At 40.8% G+C, this 26,911-nt stretch carries 26 protein-coding genes and 2 tRNA genes; 9 read left to right on the forward strand and 19 right to left on the reverse strand.

Going from position 1 to position 26,911, the window contains the following annotated elements:
* Positions 1–177: 177 nt before the first annotated feature.
* The 7 genes from JFU56_RS20170 to lolB form a co-directional block, all read right to left on the reverse strand.
* Positions 178–252 (reverse strand) — tRNA-Gln (locus tag JFU56_RS20170).
* Positions 253–268: 16 nt separating this feature from the next.
* A tRNA-Met gene (locus JFU56_RS20175) sits at positions 269–345 on the reverse strand.
* A gap of 424 nt (positions 346–769) precedes the next feature.
* Positions 770–1,861 (reverse strand): redox-regulated ATPase YchF, encoded by a 1,092-nt coding sequence (gene ychF, locus JFU56_RS20180; protein ID WP_198439048.1) that lies wholly within the window; start codon positions 1,859–1,861, stop codon positions 770–772.
* A gap of 83 nt (positions 1,862–1,944) precedes the next feature.
* Positions 1,945–2,535 carry an aminoacyl-tRNA hydrolase gene (gene pth, locus JFU56_RS20185; protein WP_019442048.1) on the reverse strand — a complete coding sequence of 197 codons (591 nt, stop codon included), beginning with the start codon at positions 2,533–2,535 and terminating at the stop codon, positions 1,945–1,947.
* A gap of 243 nt (positions 2,536–2,778) precedes the next feature.
* Entirely contained in the window at positions 2,779–3,726 is a 948-nt protein-coding gene (locus JFU56_RS20190) for a ribose-phosphate pyrophosphokinase (protein WP_198439049.1), read from the reverse strand.
* 149 nt (positions 3,727–3,875) lie between these two features.
* Entirely contained in the window at positions 3,876–4,727 is an 852-nt protein-coding gene (ispE, locus tag JFU56_RS20195) for a 4-(cytidine 5'-diphospho)-2-C-methyl-D-erythritol kinase (RefSeq protein ID WP_198439050.1), read from the reverse strand.
* Complete coding sequence (gene lolB / locus JFU56_RS20200; protein ID WP_198439051.1) at positions 4,717–5,322, reverse strand: lipoprotein insertase outer membrane protein LolB; 606 nt, start codon at positions 5,320–5,322, stop codon at positions 4,717–4,719. The genes ispE and lolB overlap by 11 nt, the downstream gene beginning before the upstream one ends.
* A gap of 150 nt (positions 5,323–5,472) precedes the next feature.
* Here lolB and hemA point away from each other — a divergent pair, with 150 nt between their 5' ends.
* The 8 genes from hemA to rlmM all read left to right on the forward strand — a co-directional run bounded on the left by hemA (position 5,473) and on the right by rlmM (position 13,668).
* Positions 5,473–6,726, forward strand: coding sequence for a glutamyl-tRNA reductase (hemA, locus tag JFU56_RS20205; RefSeq protein ID WP_198439052.1), 1,254 nt, complete (start codon positions 5,473–5,475; stop codon positions 6,724–6,726).
* Between the two features lie 241 nt (positions 6,727–6,967).
* Positions 6,968–8,056, forward strand: a complete 1,089-nt coding sequence (prfA, locus tag JFU56_RS20210; protein WP_198439053.1) for a peptide chain release factor 1 — start codon at positions 6,968–6,970, stop codon at positions 8,054–8,056.
* A 14-nt stretch (positions 8,057–8,070) separates the two neighbouring features.
* A complete protein-coding gene (prmC, locus tag JFU56_RS20215; RefSeq protein WP_198439054.1) occupies positions 8,071–8,910 on the forward strand; it encodes a peptide chain release factor N(5)-glutamine methyltransferase in 840 nt (279 codons plus the stop codon).
* Between the two features lie 2 nt (positions 8,911–8,912).
* Positions 8,913–9,287: a SirB2 family protein gene (locus JFU56_RS20220; protein WP_198439055.1), complete on the forward strand. Its 375-nt coding sequence runs from the start codon at positions 8,913–8,915 to the stop codon at positions 9,285–9,287.
* Between the two features lie 2 nt (positions 9,288–9,289).
* Entirely contained in the window at positions 9,290–10,204 is a 915-nt protein-coding gene (locus JFU56_RS20225; RefSeq protein WP_198439056.1) for a SirB1 family protein, read from the forward strand.
* A 39-nt stretch (positions 10,205–10,243) separates the two neighbouring features.
* A complete protein-coding gene (gene kdsA, locus JFU56_RS20230) occupies positions 10,244–11,098 on the forward strand; it encodes a 3-deoxy-8-phosphooctulonate synthase (RefSeq protein WP_198439057.1) in 855 nt (284 codons plus the stop codon).
* Between the two features lie 326 nt (positions 11,099–11,424).
* A complete protein-coding gene (locus JFU56_RS20235) occupies positions 11,425–12,333 on the forward strand; it encodes a transcriptional regulator GcvA (RefSeq protein WP_198439058.1) in 909 nt (302 codons plus the stop codon).
* Positions 12,334–12,531: 198 nt separating this feature from the next.
* The gene (gene rlmM, locus JFU56_RS20240) at positions 12,532–13,668 is read left to right on the forward strand and encodes a 23S rRNA (cytidine(2498)-2'-O)-methyltransferase RlmM (protein ID WP_198439059.1); all 1,137 of its coding nucleotides are present in this window, start codon (positions 12,532–12,534) and stop codon (positions 13,666–13,668) included.
* 129 nt (positions 13,669–13,797) lie between these two features.
* Here rlmM and JFU56_RS20245 read toward each other — a convergent pair whose 3' ends face one another.
* The 7 genes from JFU56_RS20245 to queF all read right to left on the reverse strand — a co-directional run bounded on the left by JFU56_RS20245 (position 13,798) and on the right by queF (position 22,993).
* On the reverse strand, positions 13,798–14,301 hold the full coding sequence (locus JFU56_RS20245) for a hypothetical protein (protein WP_198439060.1): 504 nt from the start codon (positions 14,299–14,301) through the stop codon (positions 13,798–13,800).
* Positions 14,302–14,541: 240 nt separating this feature from the next.
* The gene (locus JFU56_RS20250) at positions 14,542–15,549 is read right to left on the reverse strand and encodes an isocitrate dehydrogenase (RefSeq protein ID WP_198439061.1); all 1,008 of its coding nucleotides are present in this window, start codon (positions 15,547–15,549) and stop codon (positions 14,542–14,544) included.
* Positions 15,550–15,813: 264 nt separating this feature from the next.
* Positions 15,814–16,593 (reverse strand): flap endonuclease Xni, encoded by a 780-nt coding sequence (xni, locus tag JFU56_RS20255; protein WP_198439062.1) that lies wholly within the window; start codon positions 16,591–16,593, stop codon positions 15,814–15,816.
* 18 nt (positions 16,594–16,611) lie between these two features.
* Entirely contained in the window at positions 16,612–17,973 is a 1,362-nt protein-coding gene (gene ppnN, locus JFU56_RS20260) for a nucleotide 5'-monophosphate nucleosidase PpnN (RefSeq protein WP_198439063.1), read from the reverse strand.
* Positions 17,974–18,070: 97 nt separating this feature from the next.
* Positions 18,071–19,600 carry a diguanylate cyclase gene (locus tag JFU56_RS20265; protein ID WP_198439064.1) on the reverse strand — a complete coding sequence of 510 codons (1,530 nt, stop codon included), beginning with the start codon at positions 19,598–19,600 and terminating at the stop codon, positions 18,071–18,073.
* 90 nt (positions 19,601–19,690) lie between these two features.
* The gene (locus JFU56_RS20270) at positions 19,691–21,910 is read right to left on the reverse strand and encodes a lipopolysaccharide assembly protein LapB (protein WP_242066039.1); all 2,220 of its coding nucleotides are present in this window, start codon (positions 21,908–21,910) and stop codon (positions 19,691–19,693) included.
* Between the two features lie 228 nt (positions 21,911–22,138).
* On the reverse strand, positions 22,139–22,993 hold the full coding sequence (gene queF, locus JFU56_RS20275; RefSeq protein WP_198439065.1) for an NADPH-dependent 7-cyano-7-deazaguanine reductase QueF: 855 nt from the start codon (positions 22,991–22,993) through the stop codon (positions 22,139–22,141).
* A gap of 110 nt (positions 22,994–23,103) precedes the next feature.
* Between queF and syd the strand changes: the two genes are divergently transcribed.
* The gene (syd, locus tag JFU56_RS20280) at positions 23,104–23,673 is read left to right on the forward strand and encodes a SecY-interacting protein (RefSeq protein ID WP_198439066.1); all 570 of its coding nucleotides are present in this window, start codon (positions 23,104–23,106) and stop codon (positions 23,671–23,673) included.
* A gap of 95 nt (positions 23,674–23,768) precedes the next feature.
* Here the strand turns inward: syd and JFU56_RS20285 are convergent, their stop codons facing one another.
* The 5 genes from JFU56_RS20285 to JFU56_RS20305 form a co-directional block, all read right to left on the reverse strand.
* Entirely contained in the window at positions 23,769–24,530 is a 762-nt protein-coding gene (locus JFU56_RS20285) for a Zn-ribbon-containing protein (protein WP_198439067.1), read from the reverse strand.
* Between the two features lie 134 nt (positions 24,531–24,664).
* Positions 24,665–24,994, reverse strand: coding sequence for a hypothetical protein (locus JFU56_RS20290; protein WP_198439068.1), 330 nt, complete (start codon positions 24,992–24,994; stop codon positions 24,665–24,667).
* Positions 24,995–25,061: 67 nt separating this feature from the next.
* Positions 25,062–25,289, reverse strand: a complete 228-nt coding sequence (locus JFU56_RS20295; protein ID WP_374221061.1) for a DUF2789 domain-containing protein — start codon at positions 25,287–25,289, stop codon at positions 25,062–25,064.
* A 64-nt stretch (positions 25,290–25,353) separates the two neighbouring features.
* Positions 25,354–25,650, reverse strand: a complete 297-nt coding sequence (locus tag JFU56_RS20300) for a DUF3301 domain-containing protein (protein WP_198439070.1) — start codon at positions 25,648–25,650, stop codon at positions 25,354–25,356.
* Positions 25,651–25,766: 116 nt separating this feature from the next.
* Positions 25,767–26,822, reverse strand: coding sequence for a DUF3549 family protein (locus JFU56_RS20305; protein ID WP_198439071.1), 1,056 nt, complete (start codon positions 26,820–26,822; stop codon positions 25,767–25,769).
* Between the last annotated feature and the right edge of the window lie 89 nt (positions 26,823–26,911).

Consider the following 26,911-nt stretch of genomic DNA (forward strand, 5'->3'; position numbering starts at 1 on the left):
AGAGACTTGAACTCTCACACCTTGCGATACTAGAACCTAAATCTAGCGCGTCTACCAATTCCGCCACTTCCGCACAATATTCTTTATATTTATAAACTTGGTAGTGTCAGACAAATTAATGAGTAACAGTGTTTATAAATTTAACAACTCGCTACAAGTAGCCAATCATTTATATAATGGCAGGGATATGAGGATTTGAACCTCAGAATCCCGAGATCAAAACCCGGTGCCTTACCGCTTGGCGATATCCCTACAATTAGAATTAAGATGGTGGCCATGACGGGACTTGAACCTGTGACCCCAGCATTATGAATGCTGTGCTCTAACCAGCTGAGCTACATGGCCATCTTAAATCTCATTCCGACTAGCAATTGCTTGTTTCGTTGGAACGGGGCGCATTATGCTAATTACAGCGAAGTTCGTCAACTATTTTTTAGTTAAAAAACATTTTTATCTGCGCCTGTTGAAATTCTGTACGAATCCTGTTGTCACTCTATGCTATTTGTATTAAAACTGCAATCGTTGATCATTTAAAGCTGCCGTGGCCTGCTTTTATTCATCGTACTGAAACAGGCTCGTTTCATGATTATTTGCTAGTTAAATTGATATCACGTGGTTTTATTTACATTGACTCAATTGAGGTCGCCTAGAAACAACAAACGCCGGCAATTGCCAGCGTTTTATTGTGCTTACTTTAGCGTAAAGCGACTACTTGAGCGTAAATAGCTTAATTCCAGTCTATTAATTTAGGCTATTAACTTAAACTCAATTATACGTTGAAACGGAAATGTACAACATCACCATCTTTAACGATGTAATCTTTACCTTCTAGACGCCATTGACCTGCAGTCTTAGCGCCTGCTTCACCTTTGTTCTCGATGAACGCAGCGTAAGGAACAACTTCTGCACGAATAAAGCCTTTTTCGAAGTCGGTGTGGATCTTACCTGCAGCTTGTGGCGCTGTTGCGTTTACAGGGATAGTCCATGCTCGCACTTCTTTAACACCAGCAGTGAAATAAGTTTGCAGTGTTAGTAGTTCGTAACCTGCACGAATTACACGGTTAAGACCAGGTTCTTCGATACCCATGTCTTCCATGAATTCTGCACGCTCTTCATCTTCAAGTTCAGCAATGTCTGCTTCCATTGACGCACAGATAGCTACTACAACAGCATTTTCTGTTGCTGCAAGTGCACGTACTGAATCTAAATGTGCGTTATCTTCAAAGCCATCTTCAGCAACGTTTGCAATATACATTGTTGGTTTTAGCGTTAAGAAGTTCATGTATTCAATCGCTGCAACTTCTTCTTTAGATAATTCTAAAGAACGGATCATTTCGCCTTCAGCAAGGTGAGCCATGATCTTTTCAACTACAGGCACTTCAAATTTAGCGTCTTTATCGCCGCCTTTGGCTTTTTTAGCTAAACGCAATAATGCGCGTTCACAGCTGTCTAGATCGGCTAGTGCAAGTTCAGTGTTGATGATTTCGATGTCATCTAGTGGTGAAATCTTGTTGTTCACGTGGATGATGTTGTCATCTTCAAAACAACGTACCACGTGGCCAATTGCGTCTGTTTCACGGATATTAGCTAGGAATTTGTTACCTAGGCCTTCACCTTTCGATGCGCCAGCTACTAAGCCTGCAATATCAACAAATTCCATTGTAGTTGGTAATACACGCTCAGGGTTTACAATTGCAGATAGTGCATCTAAACGCTTATCTGGCACTGGAACAACACCAGTATTCGGTTCGATTGTGCAGAACGGGAAGTTGGCAGCTTCGATACCAGCTTGTGTTAGTGCATTAAATAGTGTTGATTTACCTACGTTTGGTAAGCCTACGATACCGCATTTAAAACCCATGATTTTTACCTTATTTGCTATGTACTAAAATTGGTTCACACAGTTAATGATTTATCTGTATGTGTTTAATGATTTTTTATTAATTATTGCGCTTTAAACGTATGTAAACGACTCATCGCTTTGACCATACCGTCTTTAGCTAAAATATCAATACAGCGCACTGCTTCATCAACGGCTGCATCCATTTGTTCTTGTTCTATCTTTTGTGCTTTACCAAGTACATAACCGGTTACTTTTTCTTTGCTACCGGGATGACCTATGCCTATACGTAAACGGAAAAATTCTTTGCTATTTGCCATTCTACTAATAATGTCTTTCAGACCATTATGACCACCGTGGCTGCCGCCTTGTTTAAATTTAGCGACGCCGGGTGGTAAGTCTAATTCATCATGAACGACTAAAATCTCGGTCACATCAATCTGGTAAAACTTGGCGATCGCCGCAACAGATTTACCGCTTAAATTCATGAACGTCGTCGGTACTAGCAAGCGAACATCTTTGCCAGCTACATTGATACGGGCTGTATAACCAAAATACTTAGATTCTTCACGTAACTGCGTATTATGCCATTTTGCTAATTCGTTAATAAACCAGGCACCGGCATTGTGACGAGTGCGGCTGTATTCTTGTCCTGGATTAGCCAGGCCGACAATTAAACGAATGTCGTTGCTCATGGTATACCTATAATTGCTGTAATGATGGCTTAATGAGTGTTCGAGACTGTTGCTCACTTACTCATTGAATAAAAAACGCGCTATTTTACCCTGTGTCAGGGTAAACCTCAACTGGCGTATGGGCCAAAGGTCTGTTGTGAGGGGTTTTGCGGTTATTTTTGGACGTTATAAAATGAAAAAACCGAGCCAGGTTTATCCTGACTCGGTTATTCGTGCGTTGTTAAATCTTAATTATGGAATTAATTAAGATTTAAACATTGCAGAAATTGATTCTTCGTTGCTAACGCGACGAATTGATTCAGCAAGCATAGGGCTTAAGCTTAATACGCGTACGTTTGGTAGTGCTGCAACTTCAGGAGACAGTGGGATTGAATCCGTTACGATGATCTCATCAATGCAAGAATCACGTAGATTTTCTACTGCGTTACCTGAGAATACTGGGTGAGTCGCGTAAGCAAATACACGTTTCGCGCCATTCTTCTTCAGTGCTACAGCTGCTGCACATAAAGTACCGCCAGTATCGATCATGTCATCAACTAGGATACAATCACGGTCTTTAACGTCACCAATAATGTGCATTACTTGTGCTACGTTTGCTTTTGGACGACGTTTGTCGATAATCGCAAGGTCAGCTTCGTCAAGTAATTTAGCGTTAGCACGTGCACGTACTACACCACCGATATCTGGAGATACGATCACTGGGTTTTCAAGATTCTTTTCTTGCATGTCTTCTAATAATACTGGCGTACCAAATACATTATCAACAGGCACATCGAAGAAGCCCTGGATTTGTTCAGCGTGTAGATCAACCGTTAATACACGGTCAACACCAACACTTGAAAGGAAATCAGCTACAACTTTTGCTGTAATTGGCACACGAGAAGAGCGTACACGACGATCCTGACGAGCATAACCAAAGTAAGGGATTACAGCAGTAATACGACCTGCAGATGCACGACGCATTGCATCAACCATAACGATCAGTTCCATTAGGTTGTCGTTTGTTGGCGAACAAGTAGATTGGAGGATGAAGATATCTCCACCACGTACATTTTCTTCAATTTCAACGCTAATTTCGCCATCGCTAAAGCGGCCAACTTTGGCTTTACCAAGTTGAATAAATAAACGTTCAGCAACTTTTTGAGCTAGTTCTGGTGTAGCGTTACCAGCAAAGAGTTTCATGTCGGGCACGGTGTAACCTCAGGTAATCGATGTATTTGGCTGGGATATAATTATACTCCTAAACAGCGAACTGCTTAGTAGAGATCCCCAGCATTAATCTCTTAGAATTTGGTAACAACTTATTTAACATATGTTCGGTACTGAACTAAAATTTAAATCTAAATTTGTCTTTCTAAGTCATGCAATAGTGGCGATTTATTTAAGCCCTTCGCAAGATAAATTTGCATGTTTGTAGGCGCCTTAGCTAATACGGCTAATGCGTCAGACTTAGTTTTAAATTCAGAGAAAACACAGCAACCGGAACCTGTCAGTCGAGATGGCGCATATTTTAGCAACCACTCTAATGCTTTTGCAACCTCGGGATGACGTTTTTTTACAGTTGGTTCAAAGTCATTTTTCCATTCGTCTCGTAACAACTGATTCAGCGGGCGTTTTGGGGTGTCGCGGATTAACTCTGGATCGGAAAATAATTTTGCGGTGTTGACCTGCGTGTCAGGTATGGCAATAAGATAATAGTTTTCATCCACCTCTATCGGGGTAAGCTGTTCGCCAATACCTTCAGCAAAGGCAGCATGACCACGAACAAACACGGGTACATCAGCTCCTAATGTAACGCCAATCTCAGCAAGTTGCTCTTCACTGAGGTGTAATTGCCAAAGCTGATTGAGTGCGACGAGTGTTGTTGCAGCATCCGAAGAACCACCACCTAACCCGCCCCCCATAGGTAGGTTTTTGGTTAAGGTAATATCGGCTCCTAGCGGTAATGAGGAATGCGTTTTCAATGCCATTGCTGCTTGGTAAATAATATTGTCGGTCAGTGCGACACCTGGTATGGCGGGTGTAATGGTGATGTTGTTAGTGTGATTGGGGCTGATAGCTAAATCGTCACCTATATTAATAAACTGGAATAAAGTTTGTAGTTCATGGTAACCATCATCGCGACGACCATTGATGTATAGAAAAAGGTTGAGCTTTGCAGGCGCTGACCAATGGCTAATATTATTTTGCATTTAATTTCCAGTTTCGAGTGGTGATTTTGATACGCATGTCGTCTTGTTTAATGACGATATTTTTCGGTAACCAAATAGTATCGACTAATTGATAGCTAGTATAACTGATGTGCCATCCGAGTGGATGATTCGCCTGGGTCACACGGCCGTAATTGTCGAGTTGGACGTCGTCAGTTAACGGATCGCCGATGATCCAAGCGCGTAATTCATCGACTGGGATTGGGATCGGACTGAGCTGATTAATTAAAGTTTGGGTATTTCGACCTTGGTATTGGCGATCATCATCGAGAATAAGGGTTGAAATGTTATCGCTGCGCTTGATCGTGAGCACGTGAATACCAAAGGGACCTGTTAAATTAATATTAAAGTCTTGGGCTAATTGCTGCCAGTTTAAAGTCGCTGAATTACGGTCGTCTGGCGTGATAAAGGCTATTTGCCCCTGCAGTTGCCAACTGTTTATTGATTGCAATTGTGCTTGATGCTGTTGCCATAATTGCGGCGGACTACCAACGGGGGGAGGCAATTGTGTCTTGCTACTACAAGCAGATAACAACATGCTGATAATGATAACGTAAATTGAACGCTGAAATGTCATAAGATACTCAAAAAAATAAAGTAATGATGATAAAGAGCAAGCATGGACTTATAAAAACAGATATGCATGGTTTTGTCACTTTAAAAATTCATACTTTTTGCGTAGAATAGCCCTCCTATTCATTTTACAATTATTCACTGTAAGTAATACATGACTCTGTTAGCACTTGGTATAAATCATAATACGGCACCTGTATCACTGCGTGAAAAGGTTGCTTTTTCACCTGACAATATTGACGCAGCCTTTACCAGTATCATCGCTGATGGCGTAGCGTCTGAAGCGGTGATCGTTTCAACTTGTAATCGCACTGAAATTTATTGCAAAATTGAGCAAGGCTTACCTGAACGTGTTACGCAGTGGTTAGTTGATTTCCACCATGTCGCAGCTGATGAATTGGCGACTTGTACTTACCGTCATTATGATGCCGACGCTGTGCATCATTTGATGCGTGTTGCGGGTGGTTTAGATTCACTAGTATTAGGTGAACCCCAAATCTTAGGGCAGATAAAACAAGCCTTTGCCAAAGCTAAACAGCTGAACAGTGTTTCTCAAGTACTCGATAAGTTATTTCAGAAAACTTTCACTGCCGCTAAACGAGTGCGCACTGAAACAGAAATTGGTGCCAATGCCGTCTCTGTTGCTTTTGCAGCGGTAAGTCTTAGCAAGCATATCTTTGATGATTTATCGAAAACCCGTGTATTGTTGATTGGTGCCGGTGAGACGATTGATTTGGTTGCTACGCATCTCGCAGAACAAAATGTGAAAGAGATGATGGTTGCTAACCGAACGGTCTCACGTGCGCAAATATTAGGTGAAAAGTTTGGTGCAACCACCTTCACACTAGAAGAAATTCCACAGCATTTGCACAATGCTGATATTGTTATTAGCTCAACAGCCAGTCCTTTACCGATTATTGGTAAAGGAATGATTGAGAGTGCGCTAAAACAACGTAAGCAAAAACCGATTTTCTTGGTTGATATTGCCGTACCACGGGATATTGAAGAAGAGGTGGGTGAGTTAGGTAATGCTTATCTTTATACCGTCGATGATCTACAAGGTATCATTGAGCAGAATAAAGAAGCCCGCCAAGACGCGGCGCAACAAGCCGAACATATAATAACGGAAGAAACACAGCTGTTTTCAGAATGGATCGCGTCATTATCCAGTGTCGATTCGATTAAAGAATACCGCACCGCAGCAATGGCAGAAAAAGAAATATTACTCCAACGCGCAATCTTGGCAATGCAAAATGGGACTGACGGCGAGCGTGTACTGACTGAGCTGGCGAATAAGTTAACCAATAAGCTCATCCACGCACCGACCCAAGCGCTGGTGAGTGCTGGTAAGCGTAACCAAGATGACGAGCTATTATTAGTCCGTCGTGTTGTTGGTTTAGAGTTATAGTCACGTCTTCAAAATAAGCTGTTGTTGCTAATTTTTCTTATCGGTTAACAACAGCTCATGCTATTTCAATTTTTTGAGCATATATTCACTATATCCAAGGTAAATATTCGGAAAGCAATCGACTATTTCCTTACATATAGGTATCCTTGCCGATCACAACAAAGAAATAATTCATATTCAGTTGCTGAAGCAGCCTATGTCAGACTTCTGCAATCTATTTAACGGTAATACGAGAGTAAAGATGAAAGCATCGATCATTACAAAATTAGAAGCCTTAATCGAACGTCACGAAGAAGTTCAAGCACTACTAGGTGAACCAACGATCATCAGTGATCAGGACCGTTACCGTGCCTTAACTAAAGAATACGCGCAATTAGAAGAGTTAGTTTCTTGCTTTAAAGAATATCAAGAAGCAAAAGAAGATTTCGAATCTGCAGAAGAAATGCTCAAGGATGATGATCCTGATATGCGTGAAATGGCTGTTGAAGAATATAAAGAAAGCAAAGCGACTGTAGCCCGTATTAGTGACGAGTTAGAGGTTTTATTGTTACCACGTGATCCAAATGACAGTAATAACTGTTTCTTAGAGATCCGTGCTGGTGCTGGTGGTGATGAAGCGGCAATCTTTGCAGGTGATTTGTACCGTATGTATAGCCGTTATGCTGAGAAAAAAGGCTGGCGCTTATCTATCATGAACCTAAGTGATAGTGATCAAGGCGGTTACAAAGAAGTTATCGTTAAGATGGAAGGTGAAGCTGTATTCGGCACGATGAAGTTTGAATCAGGTGGTCACCGTGTACAACGTGTACCAGAAACGGAATCACAAGGTCGTATCCATACATCTGCTTGTACAGTTGTGGTTATGCCTGAAGTACCTGAGTCTGAAGCGATTAGCATTAATACAGCGGACCTTAAAGTTGATACTTTCCGTGCATCTGGCGCGGGTGGTCAGCACGTAAATAAAACTGATTCAGCGATCCGTATTACCCACATCCCAACGGGTACTGTGGTTGAGTGCCAAGATGAACGTTCGCAGCATAAAAACCGTGCGCGTGCGATGTCTATTCTACAAGCGCGAATTCAAGCTGCTGCAGATGAAGTTGTGCGTCTTGAAGAAGAAAGTACTCGTCGTAGTTTGGTAGCAAGTGGCGATCGTTCTGAACGTATTCGTACTTATAACTATCCGCAAGGCCGTGTGAGTGATCACCGCATCAACTTAACGCTTTACCGTCTAAATGAAGTGATGGAAGGTGAATTAGATGTATTGATCCAACCTATTATTCAAGAACATCAAGCTGATCTGTTAGCGGCACTTGCTGAAGCAGACTAGGTATATTGCGTACTGTGAAAACAATTGCACAAATACTGCAGTGGGCTGTCAAGCAGCTCACTGACAGTGAAAGCCCAAAACTTGATGCTGAAGTCATTCTTTGTTTCCTATTAGAAAAAGATCGCAGTTATCTTTTCGCTTGGGATGATAAAGTACTCGATGATGACATTATCAGCCGTTTCTCTGCACTTATTACTCGCCGTCAGGCTGGTGAGCCCGTCGCGCATATTCTTGGTTACCGTGAATTTTGGTCATTAGAACTAGAGGTCTCTGCTGATACCTTAATCCCCAGACCGGATACGGAAGTATTAGTCGAACAAGCGCTTGCTTGTATGCCGACGCAAACTTGCCAAGTACTAGATTTGGGCACAGGTACTGGTGCAATCGCATTGGCCCTTGCATCGGAATCTCCGCAGGCTACGGTTACCGCTATTGAGTATAATCCAGGTGCTGCAGCATTAGCACGACGCAATACCAAGCGCTGTGGTCTTGATGTCGAAGTGTTGCAAGGTAGCTGGTTTGAACCTTTGCAATCCGAGCAACGCTTTGATGTGATAGTCAGTAACCCGCCTTATATCGAAGAACATGATCCTCATCTGGCGATGGGTGATGTGCGCTTTGAGCCGTTAACGGCATTAGTCGCTGACGAAGATGGTTTTGCTGATCTCAAGCATATAATTAGCCACGGTTATGCATTCTTAAATGCGGGTGGTTGGTTACTCGTCGAACATGGCTTTGAACAAGGTACTGCGGTACGGGATTTATTTATCGCTGCGGATTACCACCAGGTTATTACTTATAAAGATTATGGTAATAACGATCGTATTACTGTCGGACAACGGAAAGAAATCTAATTATGGATATTGTTCTCCCGCTACACATCGCAACACTGTTATTAAGTATCGCGATGTATTTTATAAATTTTGCCTTCACAGTGAAGCAATCACCGTATCTTGAACATGCTGGTTTTCTTAAATCACGTAAAGTAATCGATATGATCACAGTGATGATGATTGCCTTAGTGTGTATGGTGTCGGGACGAGCGCCGTTTGCAGATACGGTGATGACCGAAAAATTAATATCAACACTGGCCATCACTTTTATGATGTTTATGTCATTACAGCAAGGTAAGAATTTATTTTTCCGCTGTTTTGCATTTGCAGGTAGTATTGGTTGGTTATTTTATGTCTATTCACTCGCCGTTAACGGCGAAGCATATTTGCTGAGGTAGTTATGGAATTTGATGCAAATGAAGCGCTGACAGAAACAGAATCGACAGAAACAGAACAACTAGAATCGCTAGATAATAACGATATCGATAGTGAAGAACTTGGCGAGTACGATGATGAGCTCGCGGAAGAAGTGTTAATGATTGATAACGTCATGCTTGCGACACTATCTGCCATCGAAATGATAACGGAAAAACCGTTACTCGAAGAAGCTATTATCGAATTAGATGGGCTCATTGAGCTTATCGAAGTGGATATGCAAGGCTTTACTTGTGAAATTGAAAAACGTGATCAGTTATTATATTTGTTTTATCAGCAATTGGGTTTTGCAGGTAATTGGCGTAAGTGGCTAGAGCTTGATAGCGTATTATTGCATAAAGTGATAAGCAGCCGTAATGGTGTGCCACTGTCACTTGGCACTGTATTTATATACTTTGCTGAACACTTTGAAGTTGATGTAAAAGGGATCCTGTTTCCGGGGCAATTTGTGTTGCGCTTTGGGAGTGAAAAAGAGGCAGTTTATGTCGACCCTGCAGATGGTAAAATATTAACGCAGCATAAATTACAAGTATTGTTACGTGGTATCGAAGGCAACCATGCCTTGTTAACCGATGATGATCTGTTAGAAGTTAACAATGAAATGCATTATCTGCGCTTATTGCAGGTATTAAAAGCAGCGTTAATTCGTGATGAACATTTTTCGTATGCATTACGTTGTATTGATTTAATTTTAGAACTTGAACCTGATGAACCGTATGAGATCCGTGATCGTGGCTTTTTATTGCAACAACTTGATTGTAAAAAATTAGCGAGCGAAGATTTTGCTTATTTTATTGAGCAGTGTCCAGATGATCCGATCACGCGAGTATTAAAAGCACAAGTTGAAGAACTTTCTGTCGCCAATGATACGATTCATTAATATTAATTGATTTGCAATAGACTCTTTAAGGTAACAATTATGAATGCAAAAATAGTAAAAATTGGTAATGATATTATTTGTGCCAACGATCTACCATTTGTGTTATTTGGTGGTATCAATGTATTAGAAGACGAACTGTCAACGTTACGCGCTGTAGAAGCGTATAAGACGGTAACTGATAAACTGGGTATCCCTTTTGTATTTAAAGCGTCTTTTGATAAAGCTAACCGTTCAAGTATCCACTCTTTTCGTGGTGTGGGCATGGAAAAAGGCTTAAACATCTTTAAACGTGTTAAAGAAGAATTCAATGTGCCAATCATCACTGATATTCATACTGAAGCACAGTGCCAACCGGTTGCAGATGTTGTTGATGTGATCCAATTACCGGCTTTCCTTGCTCGTCAAACTGATTTAGTACAAGCAATGGCGGCAACAGGTGCTGTGATTAATATTAAAAAACCACAGTTTATGTCGCCACATCAAGTGGGTAATATCGTCGATAAGTTCGCCGAATGTGGCAATGAGCATGTGATTATCTGTGAGCGTGGTCATTGCCATGGTTACGATAACCTGATTGTTGATCCATTAGCATTTGGTGTAATGAAAGAGCTTACTCAAGGTACGCCAATCATTTTAGACAGTACGCATGCAACGCAACAGCGTGATGCGGGTAGTGCTGCATCTGGTGGCCGTCGTAAGCAAGTGCCTGAGTTAAGCTATGCAGGTTTAGCGACTGGTATTGCGGGTCTATTCATTGAAGCACATGAAAACCCAGCACAAGCGCGTTGTGATGGACCATCGGCATTACCATTTGCTAAGTTAGAAGCCTTTTTAACACAGGCAAAAGCGATTGATGATGTAGTGAAGAGCTTTACTGCGATAGATATCGATTAATTTAGGCATAAAAAAAGCGCTGTAAGAATACAGCGCTAAACAACCTTTGACCGATAATACAAATGTATTAAGAATATTATCAAAGGTTTAAAAATAAGTAGTTTCTACTTAAAGGCCTAAACCAAAAAGTTTAAGCAAACAAACACAACATTACATAACAAAGACTAACTAATATAAATAATACTAATTAACGAAAATATCGGGAATAAGTAAAATAAGTATTAAGTCCTATATACATACGCGCACTATAGTTATGTTCTGGCAATCTGACAATTGACAAATTATAATGTTTCGCATTAGTTTTTCTCATCTAACTGGACACCGTTATGTCACGTAGACTTCCGCCTTTAAATTCGTTACGTGTTTTCGAAGCCGCCGCTAGACATTCTAGCTTTACACGCGCATCTGAAGAACTTTATGTGACGCAAGCCGCTGTTAGCCATCAAATTAAAGCACTTGAAGAGTATCTGGGCATTAAATTATTTCGTCGTCAAAACCGCGCGCTATTTTTAACGGAAGAAGGTCAGAGTTATTTTCTTGATATTAAAGATACGTTTTCTTCATTAGTGGATGCGACTGAGCGTTTATTAGCCAGAGGGGCAAAGGGATCGTTGACGGTGAGTTTACAACCGAGTTTTGCTATTCAATGGTTAGTGCCACGGTTATCTTTATTTTCTGAACTGTATCCTGATATTGATGTGCGCATTAAAGCTGTTGATATGGACGATGGTTCACTGACCGATGATGTCGATGTGGCGATTTATTATGGTCGCGGCAAATGGAAAGATATACACGCGCAGAAACTGCATACTGAGTATTTAGTACCAGTTTGTTCTCCACGATTATTGAATGGACCTAAACCATTAAAAACCCCTGGTGATTTAAAGTTACACACCTTATTACATGATACATCACGTCGTGATTGGACTGCTTGGTTTAAGCAAACCAAGATTACTGATATCAATGTTAACCAAGGTCCTATTTTTAGTCACACATCAATGGTATTACAAGCGGCTGTACACGGCCAAGGTGTTGCATTAGGGCACAGTGTACTTGCACAACCTGAAATCGATGCCGGTCGTTTGGTTCGTCCTTTTAACGAGGTATTAGTGAGCAAGAATGCTTATTACGTTGTTTGCCGAGAAGAGCAGGATGAACTTGGTAAAATAGTGGCATTTCGTGATTGGATGATGTCCTTGGTAGAGGTAGAGCAACAAGCGTTTGTGGAGAATTAATTCATCACGAACTCACTAAATCCTTGGTGTTATATCGTCAAGGGTTTAGACTGTGCGACTTTTGTATGCAAACCAATTCAAAATCCCAGTATGCTGCACTGGTTTGTGTATATGTTATGAATTTTTAATCTCGGTATTGTACCTATACTGAGTATATATCGTCAGCGATGTTGATGATGAAAATGAGGTTATTAGAAAATGAATGGTGTTTTATTATATTGCCGTCCTGGTTATGAAAAAGAATGTGCTGCTGAGATCCAAGCACGAGCGACAGCCATGGAGGCGTATGGTTTTGCTAAAGTAACGCCGAATTCGGGTTATGTTGTGTTTGAATGTCACTCTGCTGACGATGTCGATACACTAGCGAAAAAATTACCACTTTCATCATTGATCTTTGCTCGTCAAATGATTGCACTGCATGCACGTGTTGATGACATGCCACTTTACGACCGTGTTAACCCTGTGGTTGCTGCTTGTGAAGGCATTGAAGGCATGGGTGAGTTACGTGTAGAAATGCCTGATACCAATGAAGGTAAAGAGCTATCTAAATTCTGCCGTAAATACACAGTGCCACTACGTCAATCATTGCGTAAAAATGATCACTTATTAGCAAAAGAAAATAAAAACCGTCCAGTGCTGCACGTATTCTTCATTGATAACGTGAGTGTGTATATCGGTTACTCATATAGCTTTAACAATTCGTCACTACCTATGGGTATTATGCGTCTTAAATTCCCATCGAAAGCGCCAAGTCGTTCGACGCTAAAGCTGGAAGAGGCATTCCACACATTTATTCCAGCAGATCAGTGGGACCGACGTATCGGTGGTGCTATGCGTGCGGTTGATTTAGGCGCTTGTCCTGGTGGTTGGACGTATCAGTTAGTACAACGCAGTATGTTTGTTGTGGCAATTGATAACGGTGCAATGGCTGAAAGCTTGATGGAAACAGGTCAAGTTAAGCATTTTGAAGAAGATGGTTTTAAATATGAACCAGCTAAAACAACAATTGCTTGGACTAACCGTAAATTAAACGGTAACAAGGTTAAGGTTCCTGAGAATCCACCAGTAGACATGCTGGTATGTGACATGATTGAGAAACCTGAACGTGTTGCACGTCTAATGTGTAAGTGGTTATTGAATGCATGGTGTAAAGAAGCCATCTTTAACCTTAAATTACCATTGAAGCGTCGTTACCATACACTGGAAGATTGCTTAGAGATTTTAGATAAGCAATTAGATGACCGTTTTGTTATTCAAGCTAAACACCTTTATCATGATCGTGATGAAGTGACTGTACATGTTGCTTGGACACACTTCATCCCTGAAGATAAATAAGCAACTTGTTGATAAGGTAAGTTGATAAGGCATAGCGCCTGAATATTGCGTTAACGCTTCAATAAAGCCATTAAACATCACTGCGGTGAACTGTTTAATGGTTTTTTGCTTTATGAGCTATCCCTATTCTTATTTAAAGCGATATCTAAAGTAGAGTAGTGGATCTTCACCACGCACTCTAATCCCTATGATAGCCCCTTCAATGCCCATATTATAATAAGCCTCGTGTTGTATCATGCCGTTAGATTTAACTTTCGTCTTGATCGTCAAACGCTCGTAATCGAGTAACAGATATGGACTACGTTTGAGGCTGTAATGCAGATTTAAACTCAATCGGCCGATGTCTTTAAGTCTGGGGATAAATAGCCGGGTAATATCGGGATCAACCCACATATTTAGCAGTTGCAGTTGTGCAGTTCGTTTACGTTTGTTACTGCTTTTTTTTACCACAAGCAAAGGTTGTTTTAATTCGAATTGTGGTGTGGTATCTGCTGTAAAAGGTGGCTGATTTGGCGGTTGATAACTCGCATAATATGGCGTTGAAAAAGCTGTCCCTAGGTTATTCTCCGCACCCAAACTCGATCTACTTAATAGACCTATTAAGAGTAAAACAAAGAGGCAGTTAGTTACCATATATCACCAATACGGCTGATGAAAACTTAACTATAGCTCGGTATGGATAAATTACTAGGTGAGAATATGATTACAATTACAGGGGTCATGAGAGTGACTGCAGGATGAAGAAGTAGGGGGAATTAATTGGAGTAGCAGTTACTCAGCATATCGAATGCTAAGTAACTGAATCATAAAACGAGTAACGCTAATAATTAAGGATTCTTATTACAAGTCGAACTCATTTACACTCACAAGCTGTTACAGGCGTTCTAAGATAGCTTGGGTAAAGTCTGTTGTTCCGTGAGTACCACCTAAGTCATGTGTTGTTCTGTCGCCAGATTCAATCACATCACGTACCGCGTTACGAATGTTGTCCGCTTGCGTTTTCATCTCTAGGTATTCTAGCATTTGAATCGCCGCTAAAATCACAGATGTTGGGTTCGCTAGATTTTTACCAGCAATATCAGGTGCGCTACCGTGTACCGCTTCAAAGATAGCCGTGTCTTCACCGATATTTGCGCCCGGAGCCATCCCCAGACCGCCCACTAAACCTGCGCATAAGTCAGATAAGATATCACCGAATAAGTTAGTCGTCACAATCACGTCGAAACGTTCAGGGTACATAACTAAGTTCATGCATGCCGCATCAACGATCATTTCTTCTGATTCGATTTCAGGGTAACGTTTTGCCACTTCACGAGCGACTTCAAGGAACAGACCTGATGTTGTTTTAAGGATGTTCGCTTTATGGATCGCTGTTACTTTTTTACGGTTTTCTGATTTTGCTAATTCATACGCAGCAACACAAATACGCTCTGCGCCATCACGGGTAATAATGCTTTTTGCTTCAGCTTCGCTACCGTCATCAGATAGGATTTGACCTGCACCTGAGTACATACCTTGTGTATTTTCACGAACGGTAATGATATCAATATTTTCATAGCGGCTACGTGTGCCTTTAAACGATAATACTGGGCGTAAGTTCGCGTATAAATTGAAGTGCTTACGTAATGATACATTGATAGAAGTAAAGCCGGCACCAACGGGTGTTGTTAGTGGACCTTTTAATGCTACTTTATTTTTTTCGATTAAATCTAATGTCGCTTTTGGTAGTAGCTCACCTGAAGTTTGTAGAGCAGCAAGACCAGCATCAGCAAAGTCATATGCGAAGTTACAGCCAGCTTTATCTAAAATTTGAATTGCAGACTCAATAATATCCGGACCAATACCATCACCTGGGATCACTGTAATTCTTGTTTGCGTCATACATATTCCTTATTTAATTTGGCTTACTTTCAAATGAAAATATTTTGTTGCCGTATGGTAACAAAGTATTGCTCACTTGTTAATCCAGTTGCTGCTGTAATTTGGCGAAATAGAGGGTTTCACAGGGGGGATAATGCATTTGTTAGAGATAGATCTAGATATTCGCTTTTTCTATACTATTAAAGGTTGGTGCAAGGCTTAATCGCGCGTTCGATTTCTATCATTAAGCGTTACAATTTGTCATTTATAACGCTTAATTTTAGATTAAGGTTGATATCTCAAGTCTTTTAAATTAAATCCAAGCGGGATATCAATTTTGAGTTGCGCGAGTTGTTGAGTGATATAAGCCATCTCTTTATGTGTATCAAGTTTTTCACGCAGCTTGGGTTTTAACGTTTCGCTAGCATAAATAGCATCTAAATTAGGATACTGGGTGAGTAATTGTGTTGCTGTTTTAGGACCTATACCGGCGACGCCTGCTAAGTGGCTGCCACTGATCCCTACCAATGCCCAATAATCGGCAAGTTGCTGTGGTTGTACGCCAAATTTATCGTCGATAAACTCTTGGTCTAACCAACGCTTATTAAAATAATCACGGATTTGGATATAAGGTGTTAATAGCTGACAGTAGCCTTTATCTGTTGAGATAATGGTAACTGGTTGTTGTTGGGCTGACATCTTTATCGCCAGTGTTGCAATTAAGTCATCAGCTTCATCTTGCTCTGTTAGCAGCGAGTCGACGTTTAATTCCCACAGATCATCTTGGATGAACGTCAGCGCTTGTTGTAGCGATTCTGGCATCGGTTTACGATTAGCCTTGTATTCTGGATAGATCTGATGTCGCCAACCGGTTTGTTCTGCATCAAACACAGCGACAACATGCGTCGGCGCCGTGATCGAGAGCAGCTTTCTTACTGCATGTTTAATCGTTTCACGAGTTGCGTTAATTTGCGCAGCAGGATCATCACTTTGATTGAGTTGAACAGCATGTACTCGACGGATCAGATTTAATGCATCGATAATTAATAAGTGATTTTTGGACATATTTAAGTTTCATCAAAGTTAACTAGGTTTAATTATTTCATAACAAGGCTCATATTTACTACCTGGAAGCTTCATTCTGTTCTGTTTTATGAAACTTTTTAATAAATTGTCCATTAATTGCATCAATTTCGGGTCGCCTTGTAGTTTAAATGGACCATTTTTTTCAATTGCCTTGATCCCCGAGTCTTTAACGTTACCAGCGACAATGCCTGAAAAGGCTTTACGCAGGTTCATTGCGAGTACTTCTGGTGCTTGTTCAAGGTTCAGGTTTAACGCTGCCATATGCTGATGGTTGGGGATAAATGGCACCTGAAAATCGAGTTCAATTTTAAGACTCCAATTATAAGAATACGCATCACCAATTGCGCGGCGGTATTCGTAGGTTTTTTGCATCGCTTTTTTCATTATTTGTGCGGCACTGGGCGCATCATCAATAATGATTTGGTAATACTTTTGTGCTTCAAAGCCTAATGTAGCGCCAATAAAGTCATCAATAGTAGTGAAGTACTCCTCACTTTCTTTCGGCCCCGTTAATACGATCGGTAAAGGTTGACGTTTATTCTCGGGATGCATCATTATCCCCAATAGATATAGCAACTCTTCTGCTGTGCCAGCACCACCAGGGAAGATGATAATCCCGTGCGAAAGACGGACAAAGGCCTCTAGGCGCTTTTCGATATCCGGTAAGATCACCAACTCATTGACGATAGGGTTTGGCGGCTCTGCTGCGATGATGCTCGGTTCTGTTAGGCCAAGGTAACGACGCTGTGCTACCCGTTGTTTGGCATGGCCAACGGTAGCACCTTTCATTGGCCCTTCCATTGCACCAGGGCCACAGCCTGTGCATATATTCATCTCGCGTAAGCCTAATTCATGGCCTACCATTTTGGCATATTCATATTCCGGTGAGCGAATCGAGTGGCCACCCCAGCACACCACCATGTTGGGATCTGAGTCTGATTTGATCACACGGGCATTACGTAAAATAGAAAATACTTGGTTAGTTAAAAATGAGGATAGATCTTTTTTTGGTACAGGGACTTTTTCAATGTAGCTATCGACATAGAGAATATCGCGTAATACAGAAAATAGATGCTCTTGAATACCACGAATTATTTCGCCATCGACAAAGGCTTGCTCTGGCGCGTTGTGTAGTTCAAGTTTGACGCCGCGTTCTTGCTGTACAACGCTGATATCAAAATTACGAAAGGCTTTTAAAATCTCACTGCTTGAATCGGTACGAGAACCTGAATTTAATACCGCCAGCGAGCAATTTCGGAATAATAAATATAAATCGCTGGTGGCTTTTTGTTGTAAGCGGTCGACTTCAAGCTGTGATAGTAGATCCATACTACCGACGGGTTTGATGTGGGTGATCATAAACTAAACTCCTGTCTGAGACATTGACGACGAGCAGCTATAATCAGACGTTAAAAGGTGATTACAACTGGACTTATCGCCGCAGGTCTCATTAAGTTTAGATCCTAATGATGACTTTATCTCGTCCCGAACTTTTTGCTTCATATAATGCTTGGTCGGCACGTTCGAAAGGTTCCATTGTCTCGTTGTCGTCGGCAGTGAACTGGGTCGCCCCAATTGAAATTGTAATTGAGATCTGCTTCCCTTTAAATCTAAACGGTATACTTTTAATGGTATTACGCAGTTTATCTAGCACAGCCTGTATTTCATTTGGCGCTAAATCAGTCAGTAATAATACGAATTCTTCACCACCAAAACGAGCAATGAAATCAGCGCCTTTAATTGATTTTTGCAGTGCTCTTGCCACTATTTTAAGCGCTTTATCCCCGGCGATATGACCGAAGGTATCATTGATGTTTTTAAAGTGATCGATATCTATCATCGCGATGGTGGTATTAGTTTGATAGCGCTGCCAGCGCTTGAATTCAAGTTTAAAACGTTCATCTAATGCGGTGCGGTTATAGACTTGCGTTAATGAATCTAGATAGAGCTTATGTTGTTGTGCTTCTAAACGCTGAGTATGCAGCAACGTTTCTTTTTTTAGTTCTTCAAGTTGCTGTTGAACTGCTTTTATTTGTGCTTCAAGTCTAATTTTATCCTGCAGTAATTGTTCCTGCTGCTGAATACTACTCGAAATGATCTCTAATCCTTGCTGAACGTGTTGCTTGGTTTCAGCTAAGTTATCGCAGGTGCTGATATCGAGATCTAAGATATCGATACGTTCTTTCAAATTCTCTAATAAACTCATCTGTTTTTGGTTGATGTTATTACTATCAACTAATGAGTTATCAAACTTATAAGCAATGTTATTGAGTTCTTCAACGATGGCGTGCAAGAAGGTTTTTGAAGCTAGACGTTCTTCACGTGCACCTTCAATAACGTTGTTAATGATCTGTAGGCAGATATCAACGAGTTCATGGCTTTCAACACCTTGTAATAAGCGTTGGCGGATTTTTTTTAGATTTGAGCCAAAGCCCCCTGCAAAGTCCAATTCATTGATTAAGCGTTGTAAATCATCGCATATCTTTTTATGGGCTATTGCAGTTGCTGATAGATTATGGCCGTTATCACTGCTAGATGCTTGTAGATTTTTGATTGCATTATGATAAATGCAGAACAGTGATTGTACTTTAGCTTGTAATGCAACAACTGCGGTCGCTTTTGGTTCCGCTAATACTAATTGTAATTCTGCGGTCAGTGCTGGATCGTGTTGTAACAAGTTGATGAGTGACGTAGCTGCTTGAGATACGGCATTATCAGCAATTTTTAAGGTATCAGATAGTACGTTAGGTTGTAGCATGACCTGACGTTCTACTTGTTTGATGTGAGTGATGATTTCATCGTCAGACGCACTGCGTTCAAGAGTCGCTTTCAGTTTACTCACTTCAATGTTTAGCTCGTTATCGATCCCTCGCGTTGCACCGAGTAAACGATTGATGAAGGCCAATAGCATTGCAGTGTTAATTTTAGTGTAGCCGTTGGACTCACTTGGGGGTGCTGCTGAATGCGTATCTTGTGATATCTGCATGAAAACTCTTCATATTGGTTAAATCAAAGATGAAGATTAGCTTACCATTATATATACATCTATAAAATAGTTTGCGCTTAAAATGTAAGCTTACAGCCAATTAATATCATTCTTGTCGGTTGATGAGGTGACTTTAACTAAGCCTTTTTCAATTGCTTGTTTAGAGCGATTCCAAATATCACCATGGAAAAATGCTGGTTGTGTGTAGGTTAATGCACTTAATTGCACCCAGCTATTTTGTTTGTTTTTTTGGCTTAATTGAGTCGCGCCGGATAAGGCTAAGGTCGCTATATTTAACAGTTTTTTACTGTCTATCGCCGTTGGGTATTTAAATAAGAACGGGTGAGAAACCATGCCTATTGAGATGTCTTTATTAAAATTCAGTTGGCAGTCAAATTGCTCAAACAAATCTAAAATATAGTTAGCAATGACAGCTGGATCATAGTTTTTATTTACTTTTCGAATCAATAATAACTGTGAGTCGTTTAACTGGAATAAACGTTCAGAATCATTCAGTTGTAGTAGTAAATAAGCACCTAACTCGGTTTCGATCTTATTAACCAGGGAAAGGCTATATTTCTGACGTAAAGCTTGTAAAAAATCCAGGTTGATAATAGCACAGCTGTGGACACTATTCTGTTTATCAGTATATTCCCAATCCGAGTAAAATCGGGCCTCTTGTAATGGCGTAGGGATATACTGCTTGAGACTGTTGATGTTATTCAAGCCGGTATTCGGGTGGAGGTTGTAGTTATCTTCGAGCTGTTCAACTTCTTCGCGTTGTAGCTTCATTTTTTGACTATTAACGTAGTACAAATACAGAATAATCAACATAATCGAGGCCAATAAGAACACATTAATAATCAAGTTATGCTTGGCTTGTTTAAGTTTGGTTACTTGCGCTTGTAACTGGTCTATTTTTTGTGATTTTATTTCATTATTTTCTTTGTGTTGATTTGACACTGGCACTGCTTTTTTTGCGTCAAAGTTAGATAGTTTATTGTAACGCACGAACTGTTTGTAGCTATCAAGCGCTTTGGCGTATTGATCTGTTTCTTCATACGCTGTTGCAAGATACAAATAGACGGTTTCAAAGTTTTTACTGTTATTGAGTTGGCCCGCAATCGTTAACGCTTTATTTAATCGCGCTAATGCTTTGTCGTAGTGTTGTTGTTGGATCGCTAAATTAGCTAAATGTACGAGTGCTTCAAGTAACAAGCGGCTTTGACCGTTGCTAACAAAAAGTTGCTCGGCGTTGAGTAAATACTGCTCTGCTAAGCTAAAGTTACCCATTTGCAAATAGGTTTTACCCACTTCGAAATAAACGGTATTTAATCTATTTTTTTCATCGAATACTTTCAATAAATCTAAGGCGTTAAAGTAATACACTAAGGATAAATTATATTCTTTTATTTTTCGATGCATACTAGCAAGAGCTAATAAAGAATCAGAAAGTTGCAGTTTGTTACCGAGGTTTTGGTAATATTGTGCAGACTGGTTCGCAAAACTGATCGCCAGTTTAAAGTTATCTTCGGCGATATATGCCTGACTCATTTTTTTAGTGAGTAGGCCATTGAGCGTGTCTTTATTATCGAGTAATTTTTGCTGTGCTTTGCTGTAAAAATTAATCGCCAACGTGAGTTTATTTTGTTGTTGGTAATTATAGCCAATCGCATAAGCAGCCCAAGCGGCATTATTGGTGAGTGGTGTTTTGGCTGCGTACTTTTGAGCCTCGCGAAACAGTGTCATTGATTCTTGATAGTCGTTTAATTTGAGCGCGATCTCACCTGCGATAATTTTGAGGGCAAAATAGCCATTAGCTGTTGGATTATACGTATTGTCATCAATACTGCTGAGCACTTGATCAATTGTCTCTTGTGCAAGCTGGAAATTAGCCAAGGTTGTTGATTGAGCTAAGATGTGACTTTTAATTAACAGAGTTTGTTGGCGTAAATGCAGTGGCACATTATGGTTTTTTTTTGCCAGCATTTTATCAAGTGTCACAACGGCTTGACCGGTATTATTGGCGTAGAAATAACACAGGGATTTTTGCTGTTTAATGAGTACCAGATCGGAAGGGGTAACCGATTTTTCTCGGATCTGGCTAACACGTGAAACTTCGCTTACGACGTCTTTTTTTTGTGCCTGTAAGAACTCATCAATAATTTGAATGCATTGATAAGGTTGACTGTATTGCACTTGCTGGCTGCGTTTTAGACTATTAGGCAATGTCAGCTGGTCAAATAAGCTGGCTGCTACGGTGGTGCTAAATAGGAGTGTAGCAAGAACATAAAAAAAACGTAAAATCATGTGTTTAATATCGACTAGAAAGACCGCTATCACATTCTTATGATTACACGTCCTTATTTTAAAATTAGCGTTCCTTTGCTAATTAGGCCTCGTTTGGGGTGAGGTCGCTATTGCTATATGATCAATAAGGTATCTGGAAACCGAATTATCTGCAACTTTTAAATACTAAACTATTTTACTGCTTTTGTTAATGACTGGATATTTAAAAAAACACCCAGTCATGTCATGTTATTGGCGGATTAAGCGAATATTATCGATTTTGGCATCACAATTGGTTCTGAATGGATTGATATCCAATCCACCTCTGCGGGTATAGCGAGCATAAACAGTTAATTGCTCTGGCTTACAGAAGTGCATTATATCGGTAAAAATACGTTCAACGCATTGCTCATGAAACTCATTATGCTGACGGAATGAGATTAAATAGCGTAATAATGCTTCTTGGTCGATTTTGTTACCTTGGTAAGCAATATAAACGCTGCCCCAATCTGGCTGGTTAGTGACAAGGCAGTTTGATTTAAGTAAATGACTGTAGATGACTTCATCAACTTGGTCACAGCTATCTGCAGCTCCTTGTAATAGCTCAGCATTAAATTCATAACCATCGACGTCAATATCAAGGTGGTCAATGCAAGTGCCGCTAATTTTGGTGATTTGGCTTGGCGCAGTATCCAAGTCATCGAACATTTCGACTTCAACAGCGCCTTCAGCACAGCTCGCTAAATCGCGTTGTAGTGTTTCGGTCACCTCTTGTGTCGAGGTAAAACGAGTTTGGTTGAAGCTGTTTAAATACAGTTTGAATGACTTAGATTCAATTAAATTGACTGACGTCGCGCACACCTTTACTTCAGCAACGGCTACAATTGGTTTGCCTTTGCTATTTAACCAAGACAGCTCATATAAGTTCCATAGATCACAGCCTGTGAATGGTAATTGCTCTGATAGCGCCAGATCATCTCGATTCAATTGTCTTGGTACTGGTTGTAACAAGCTAGGTTGGTATTGAGAGATATACTCTGTTTTTTGCCCTAGATTGAGTTTATCGAGCGCAGTTGAATCTTGGTAACGGTTTGCTGGTGTCATGGTTAATTCTCGTCTGTTGCAGATAATTTACTTATCAATGGCGAGATTGTAATAAATTTTACTGCGTAGTGATATGCTATAGCTGATTTAATCATTTTTTGGGGAATATAATGACTGCAGCTGTAACCGATGCGTTAATTGCTTTTTATGCGCGCTGTGAACAACTTTGGCAAACACAAGATTATTTACCACAGCAAGCGTTTGATCCCGAGTGGGATTCACCTTGCTTTATTGCCGACGCTAATCAACCACAATTACTTGCTGGACATAAAGCCTGGTTGCCAGTTAAACGCGATGAAATCACCTCTTTTAGTAACATAGAGTCTGCATTAAGTATTGCACTAGACCCTCAAATATCTGCTTTTTTTGGTTCTTATTTTAGTGATCATATGCCTGCGAGTTTTAATGATGAGATCATTGAATTGGTACAAGTATGGAGTGAAGATGACTCAAAGCGTTTGCAAGAAAATATGATAGCCCACTTGATGATGAAAAAAACACTCAAACAATCGCCAACCTTATTTATTGCTAGCTGCGCTGATGATATGCAGATCGTTGCATTGGATAATGTCAGTGGTGAAGTGGTGCGTGAAGTCTTAGGTAAAGGTATTTCGGAAGTGTTGGCGCCAGACCTGGCTACGTTTATTAGTCAGTTAACACCGGTGTTACTCGAATACTAGATTACGATAAAGAGTCAGTATAAAACAGCGCAAGTGATAACTCAGTTGCGCTTTTTTATGTCTTATTTGACGTCACCTAGTTATAAGTCAACAGCCTACCAAGGTAAATTTGATAATAAACGACAAGGTTCGCATTTAAAATCAAAGATACCGTGTAGTGATTCGGCTAATTGCCAGTCACCGCCACAACTTGGACAAGGGCGTGCTTTCTGGTCTTTTTCTGCCGTTTCAGCTAAATGATACAAATAGTAATAAGTCGGTATCTGGCTTTTCTGCTCAATGTCTTTTGCTAACTGCCAGCCAGTATTATTCAGTGGGCTGGTGATGTCCGTTAATGCGTCACTACATGCTTGCTTTAGTGTGGTGCCATGCATTTGTAATTCATCTGTTGAACTCCAATCTACTTGCCAGCGTAATAAATCCTGGTGATCGCCAACTGCTGGCGTGGGTAGTTTATACAGTGGGATAGGGGCGAGATGTTCACCGCAGCGCAGTGGTGAGCAAGTGCTGAGATAATGAGTATATAACACCTGCCATTCTGGCTGCTGACAAGGATCGGTATTGTCTGAATGTAGATCCATGCCTGTGAGGCGGATCTTAGGGGCAAGTAATCCAGCGTCACTTAAGGCTTGTAAGCGTTTTTCAACAATGTTGGAATGATGTCTCGGGTGTAAGCTTTCTTCTTCAGGGCAAACTACACGGGTAATAAATACGCCGTCATCCATACTGGTTGGGAATTCACGACCTAATATTTGGCCATTGTAACGCAGGGCATCAATAAGTTGGGTAATCGCACCATCGACAGCATCGATAGTCGTGTCTTGGTAACATTCAAAAGTCAGTTCTGCAGTAAACAAGGTATTCTCTCAATGGTGGCAACTGACCTTGTCTATTTATCAAGATACGATTTTGGTTACTCGTTTGATTCGTATCTTGATGAAATGTCGGATAGTCAGTCGCATGTTGCTGATGTAATTATTATAAATAGCCGCTATTGTGTTAAAAGCGCTTTTTTTAAGGCGGTGACTTCAGCTTTTAGCTCGGCGACTTCTTGGTGTAATGGTGCAAACTCTTCACGTACGGCGGCGATGGCTGTCGCTATTAACGCTGCTGTAGGCTCTGTTTCAGTTGCAGCGTTTACCGTTGCTTGCAGTTTTTCTGCTACTTTCGCATGCGGATCGAACTGCCATGTTTTCAATGTTTCAATAATATCGCGTAGACCGGCTGGCTGTGTCAGGTGCGACTTTATCAGTGCGACACTCGGTTGCTTCCCTTCTAGAGCCACTCGGTTTGCGGCATCAATTATATGCTGTCGGCTCATGTATATCTTCCTTCGTAATTTAGTGGATTAGATTATTTATGTTATAGCTGACTACTGACTGGCCGAATTAACGCAGCATGGTATCAAAATGATCAATGACTTCTGCCCAGTCAGCATCTTCGTAAATCGATTCTTGGAGAAACCGCGCTTGGGATTTGTTCCAAAACGGGGCTTCAAATAATAATACGCTGGCCTCGAGTTTATGCTGATGGATAAAACGTTTTATGCTTAGTTCATCATTTTCTAACCCAAGTTGCGCAAATAACGTTGCTAAGGTTTGCGTGGCTAAAAGCATCATCTGACTCCAATGTTTTTTTTCAGTATAGCCAGAGATGAGCAACAACGTTAGTTTATCACGGTCAATCTATCGCATAAGGCGGAACGATAAACTCTAATACTGTTGGTCCAGCCATCACAAGGCAGGCTTGATAAGAATTTTCCCCGTTACTGCTAAATTCAAAGTTAAACTTATAGCGAAATAAACTGCCTTTGTGTGGCAACCAACTGATACCCGCTTGAGCCGTTGATAACCATTGTAGTTGCTGCTGTTGGCAATATTGCTTGATTAGCGCATTGGCTAATTCGGCTTGTTTACGCAGGTGTGAAAAGATCACAATCCCGATAAACCCAACGACGATGGCTAACAAACTTCCCATATTCTAATCACTCCGTGATAGCTCATTCAATTATACGTCACTGCAGTTGTCATGTATTTCACTGCGCGTTAACGCTATTTCAATTTTGTTTACTCTATTCATTCGATTTAGCTAGCTTAGCCACGTTGCTGGCGAAACAGCAGGCCAATCGCGCTACCCAGGGTATTGGTACGGTTTGGATTACGTAACATGGCTAATACTTTGTTACGCAGTGCAGGTATTGCCACTAGGTCTGAAAACAGGTAAATAAATAGTTCTTCACCTTGCTGTTGTTGCACAGCAGCTTCAAAGAAGGCTAGTAATAGCGTTTCATCATTTAGATCATGCCAGCAGCGACCTGCTAATGCCACAATCGTTTGGCTAATATCCTGGTGCTTAAAGAGTGCTGGGTACAGGTCTGTTCGCAATCCCTGTGCTGGTGCGCTTGAAAAGGCGCGGATCAACATCGACAGACGTACATCGTCGGGTTTTTCTTGGGCTATTTCTTGGCTTATTAATGCCGCTAATGCTTCACTTAATACTGTTGGTAGCGCTTCATGCTCAAGGGCGAGGCACAGAGAATATAATGGCTCCGTTGGTAGTTTTGGTAATGCTGTCGCGACAAGTTGCGCATTGTTATCACGGTTTAAGCGTGCGGCGATATCGCAAATTCCTTGAACACCGACTTCTTGCCATTGTTCAAATCCTAGCTTATTGGCAAAGTAATTATGTGCAGTTGGATAATATTTACTTTCTGGGCGAATAAAATCACGGTTGATAACGGCATTGAGCATGGCTACTTTATCTGTGCTTGGTTTAAACACATAGGGGTTTGTTGCCAGATGTTCTTGTTGCTCTTCACTTGGGGTTTTTTCTAACATCAGACCCAGTGACTCAACCACCATATTAAGGAAGGTATTACGAGTACCTTGGATCAGTAGACCTTGTTCATCTAGTGGGAATTTAAGAAACCAAAGGTAGTGTTGGTTATTCTCATTTTTGTTCCAAAAGGTGATCGCAAATTGAGCATGGCGCTGCAGTGGTGCTGGGTAAGGTCGCTGGGCTGATTCAAACTGCATAAAGTCGTCGGTTGAAATTTTGCTGATCTTACGACCCATGTCATACACACGAAATTGAGTCTTTGCTTGTAACAGAAATTCCGATAGCGTGTTGAGGGTATGCATATTTGCCATGATCTAATGTGTCCAAGTGATAAGTAGAGATGAATGGAGCTTAAGTATTAGCGTATTATACGCAAACATTATCAAGATGCGAATTGAGA

The sequence above is a fragment of the Moritella sp. F3 genome (assembly GCF_015082335.1).
GTDB lineage: Bacteria > Pseudomonadota > Gammaproteobacteria > Enterobacterales > Moritellaceae > Moritella.